At 70.2% G+C, this 4,949-nt stretch carries 2 protein-coding genes and 1 pseudogene; all 3 read left to right on the top strand.

The genetic code is table 11. The features are described from left to right. Positions 1 to 37: 37 nt before the first annotated feature. A pseudogene (locus tag AQI88_RS49260) lies at positions 38 to 145 on the top strand (hypothetical protein); the annotation flags it as partial. 96 nt (positions 146 to 241) lie between these two features. Then, positions 242 to 3,562: an SDR family NAD(P)-dependent oxidoreductase gene (locus AQI88_RS42135; RefSeq protein WP_341849534.1), complete on the top strand. Its 3,321-nt coding sequence runs from the start codon at positions 242 to 244 to the stop codon at positions 3,560 to 3,562. A gap of 13 nt (positions 3,563 to 3,575) precedes the next feature. Then, a partial coding sequence (locus AQI88_RS42130) for a type I polyketide synthase (RefSeq protein WP_208616099.1) occupies positions 3,576 to 4,949 on the top strand: 1,374 nt, incomplete at its 3' end.

Raw genomic sequence — 4,949 nt, 5'->3', positions numbered from 1 at the left:
GCTCCACGGCACGGTCCTGCTGCCCGGCACGGCGTTTGTGGACCTGGCGGTCCACGCCGGGGATCTGGCCGGGTGCGGCACGCTGGAGGAGTTGACGCTCCAGGAGCCGCTTGTCCTTCCTGGCTCTGGTGGCGTGCAGTTGCAGGTCCAGGTCGGTGACAGTGATGGCGACAGTGGTCGGCGGACGGTGACGGTCTCCTCCCGCGAGGGAGAGGGCGAATGGGTTCGGCACGCCGTTGGCGTGCTGGCTCCGGCTGGCAGTGAGCCTGTCCCGGCTCCGCTGGCGGCTTGGCCCCCGGCCGGTGCGGAGCTGGTTCCGGTCGACGATGCCTACGAAACGTTTGCCCAGCGCGGTTACGGCTATGGGCCGGCGTTCCAGGGCCTGCGTCAGGTCTGGCGGGCCGGGGACACCGTCTACGCCGAAGCCGAGCTGCCCCAGGTCATTGACTCCGACGTGGCCGGGTTCGGTCTGCATCCCGCGCTGCTCGATGCCGCTCTGCACGGTCTGCTGGCCGCCAGCGATGGTGGCGGTGGGACGGGACTGCCGTTTGCGTGGTCGGGGGTGCGGCTGCTGGCGGGCGGTGCCCGCCACCTGCGAGTGGTGCTGGCCCGCGGGGCGGGCGGCGTCTCGGTCACGGCGTTTGACGCTGTCGGTGAACCCGTCTTGCAGGTGCGGTCGTTGGCGCTGCGTGAGGCTTCGGCCGGTCAGCTCAGCGGCTCTGGTCGGCAGGTGCGGCAGTCGCTGTTCACGGTGGACTGGATCCCGCTGCCGGCGCAGGCACCTGATGCCGTCGTGCAGTGGGTGCGGCACGGCCAGTCGGTCGAGTCTGAGTTGCCTCCCGTGGTTGTTGCGGCCGTGCCGGCTGCCCCGTCCGGTACGTCGGCGCCGCAGGCGGCTCAGCTGGCTGCCGCGACGGTGCTGGGTTGGGTGCAGCAGTGGCTCGCCGATCCCGAGACCGACAACGCGCGGTTGGTGATCTGGACCCAGGGCGTGGCCGCCGGGCAGGACCTGGCCGGCGCAGCGGTGACGGGCCTGATCCGCTCCACGCAGTCCGAGCACCCGGGCCGTCTGCTGCTGGTCGATGTCGACCCGTCAGCCGGCCTGGACCCCACCCACGACGCCGACGTGGACACCGTCCTGGCCGTGGCACTGGACGCCGGCGATCCCGAGGTCTGCATCCGTCCCGCTGCTGACGGCGGGGGCGTGGTGGCGTTCGGTCGGCGGCTGGCTCGGGCCGGTGCGTCCGGGGAACTGGAGCTGCCCGGTGGTACGGGCTGGCGGATTGAGGTCGCCCAGCCGGGTGACCTGGGCAGTGCGGCTGTCGTCGAAGCTCCCGAGAGTGAGACTGCGCTGCTGGCGGGTCAGGTCCGGGTGGGCCTGCGAGCGGTGGGCGTGAACTTCCGCGACGTGGTGACCGGTCTGGGGATGGTCTCTGACGGCCGGGTCCTTGGCGGGGAAGGCGCCGGGATCGTCCTGGAGACCGGGCCCGGAGTAACTGGTCTGGCTGTGGGTCAGCCGGTGATGGGTCTGGTGCCGGGCTGGGGGCCGGTCGGGATCGTGGACAGCCGCATGGTGGCCGCCATCCCGCAGGGTTGGTCGTTCCAGCAGGCCGCGGCGGTGCCGGTAGGGTTCCTGACCGCGTTCTACGCGTTGCGGGATCTGGCCCGGGTCCGTCCCGGGCAGCGGGTGCTCATTCATGCCGGTACTGGTGGTGTGGGTACGGCTGCGGTGCAGCTCGCCCAGGCATGGGGCTTGGAGGTCTTCGCGACCGCCAGCCCGGCCAAGCAGTCCGCGTTGCGGGCGATGGGCGTGGACGAGAGCCACATCGCCTCCACTCGTGATCTGGCTTTCTGTGAGCGGTTCTTGGCCGTGACCGGTGGCGAGGGTATGGACGTGGTCGTCAACGCCCTGGCCGGGGAGTTCACGGACGCGTCGCTGCGGCTCCTGCCGCGCGGTGGCCAGTTCGTCGAGATGGGCAAGACCGACATCCGGGACCCCGAGCAGGTCGCCCAGATCTGCCCCGGGGTCGTCTACCAGGCCTTCGACCTGATGGACGCCGGTGAGCCGCGGATCGCGGAGATGCTGGCCGAGCTCGGAGGCATGTTCGACGCGGGCACGGTGGTTCCGCCGCCGGTGACGTGTTTCGAGCTGTCGCAGGCTGTGGCGGCGCTGCGGTATCTGCAGGCCGCCCGACAGCTGGGCAAGGTCGTGCTGAACGTCCCGGCCGAGTGGGACCGGCAGGGCACCGTGCTGGTCACGGGTGGAACCGGAACGCTGGGCGGGGAGTTGGCCCGGCACCTGGTGGATGCCCGTGGCATGCGGCACCTGCTGCTGATGTCGCGGCGCGGCCCGGCCGCGCCGGGAGTCGCCCGTCTGGTCGCGGAGTTGGCCCAGTCGGGTGCGGAGGTGCGAGTGCAGGCCGGCGATGCCGCCGACCGCGACGCCCTCGCCTCGGTGCTGGCCAAGATCGGGGCTGAGCGGCCGCTGACGGCGGTGGTGCATGCCGCCGGTGTGATCGACGACGCCACGGTGGAGTCGCTGACACCTGAGCGCATGGCGACTGTCCTGGCTGCCAAGGCTGATGCGGCCTGGAACCTGCACGAGCTGACCGAGGGCGCGGGCCTGGCCGGCTTCGTCTTGTACTCCTCGGCTGCAGCCAGCGTGGGCAGCCCGGGTCAGGGGAGTTACGCCGCGGCCAACGCGTTCTTGGACGCGCTGGCCGCCTACCGCCGCGACCGGCACCTGGCTGGTCAGTCGCTGGCCTGGGGGCTGTGGGCTCAGACCTCGGAGATAACCGGGCAGTTGGCCGGCGCTGACCTCTCCCGTCTGCGCCGTGGCGGTGTCCAGCCGCTGACGACCGAGCAGGGCCTCGCGCTGTTCGAGGCCGCCGCCGCGCTGGGTGCGCCGTTGGCGGTCCCGGCCCGGCTGGACCTGACCGCGTTCTCCCGCGGAGGAAGGCCGGTGCCCGCGCTGCTGCGGGGTCTGGCTGCTGGTGGTGTCTCCGCACGCCCGTCCGCGGCCGTGGCCACGGCCGCGGACGCGGGTGGCCTGGCGGCCCGGCTGGCCGCGTTCAGTCCCGCCGAGCGTGAGCAGGAAGTCCTGGAGATCGTCCGGGCCGCTGTCGCCGTCGTTCTGGGCCATGCCAGCCCCGGGGACATCGATCCCCAGCGGGCCTTCCGTGACATGGGTATCGACTCCCTGACCGGGCTGGAGCTCCGCAACCGGCTCGCAAGCGAGACGGGCCTGAGTCTTCCCGCCACCCTGGTGTTCGACCACCCGACACCGGCCGAACTCGCCAGGCACCTGTGCCCGGAGATCTTTGCGGATGTGGTTGTGGAACCGGCGGTCTTCACCCAGCTCACTCAGCTGGAATCGATCCTCTCTGAGGTACCCGCGGACAGCGAAATGCGCTCCGATATCACGGCTCGGCTGCGGACCGTGCTATCGAAATGGATGCGCGACCAGGAGCCGGCGGCGGAGAACACGGCGGCACAGAAACTTGAGTCGGCCTCGGCTGATGAAGTCTTTGACTTTATTGCTAAAGAGCTAGGAGTTTCCTAATCCAATGACTGAGATGACAGAGCATGAGAAGCTCCTCAGCTACCTGAAGAAGGTAACGGCCGACTCCTACGAGACCAAGGAACGCCTGCGGAAGATAGAGGCACGCGAGCAGGAACCGGTAGCGATCGTAGGGATGGGTTGCCGATTCCCGGGGGGAGTCGAGGACCCGGAGGGTTTCTGGCGGTTGGTTGCCGCAGGGGCCGATGCGATGTCGGGGTTCCCGGCGAACCGCGGCTGGGACGCGGCAGCTGCGTTTGACACGGGCGATGAGGGCGCGGCCTATGCTCAAGTGGGCGGTTTCCTGGATTGCGCTGGTGATTTCGATGCGGAGTTCTTCGGGATCAGTCCGCGTGAGGCGTTGGGGATGGATCCCCAGCAGCGGTTGCTGCTGGAGACGTGCTGGGAGGCACTGGAGGACGCGGGGATTGCCCCGGGTTCGCTGCGTGGCACCGACACCGGCGTCTACGCCGGGATCATCGCGTCCGGGTACCGGATCGGTGAGCAGGACGGTGCTGGTGGTTTTGGCCTGACCGGTACTACGGCGAGTGTGGCGTCGGGTCGGGTGGCGTACTCGCTGGGGTTGCAGGGTCCCGCCGTCTCGATCGACACGGCGTGTTCCTCGTCGCTGACGGCGATTCACCTTGCTGTGCAGGCGCTGCGGTCCGGGGAGTGCGGGATGGCCCTGGCCGGCGGGGTCACCGTGATGGCCTCGCCTGGGACGTTCACGGAGTTCGCGCGGCAGCGCGGGTTGGCTGGCGACGGCCGGTGCAAGCCGTTCGCGGAGGCGGCCGACGGCACCGGGTGGGGCGAGGGTGTCGGTGTCCTGGTTCTGGAGCGGCTGTCCGATGCCCGTGAGCGCGGGCACCGGGTGCTGGCGGTGATCTCGGGCAGTGCGGTCAACCAGGACGGGGCCAGTAATGGTCTGTCGGCGCCGAATGGGCCTTCGCAGCAGCGGGTGATCCGGGCTGCGTTGGCGAGTGCGGGGTTGCAGCCGGGCGATGTTGATGTGGTGGAGGCGCATGGCACTGGTACGGCGCTGGGTGACCCGATCGAGGCGCAGGCGCTGCTGGCGACGTATGGTCAGGATCGGCCGGAGGGCCGGCCGCTGCTGCTGGGGTCGGTGAAGTCGAACATCGGCCACACCCAGGCCGCTGCCGGTGTCGCCGGTGTGATCAAGATGGTGCAGGCGATGCGGCACGGCATGCTGCCCCAGACCCTGCACGTGGACGCTCCGTCCTCGCATGTGGACTGGTCGGCCGGGGCGGTGGAACTGCTGACCGCGCCTCGCGAGTGGTCGGCGGGTTCCGGTCCGCGGCGGGCGGGTGTGTCGGCGTTCGGGATCAGCGGCACCAACGTCCACGTGATCGTTGAAGAGCCCACCCAGGAT

It is taken from the genome of Streptomyces cellostaticus (assembly GCF_001513965.1).
Classification (GTDB): domain Bacteria; phylum Actinomycetota; class Actinomycetes; order Streptomycetales; family Streptomycetaceae; genus Streptomyces; species Streptomyces cellostaticus.
Note: the sequence above shows the minus strand (reverse complement) of the source record. Positions and strands in the feature narration are given on the sequence as shown.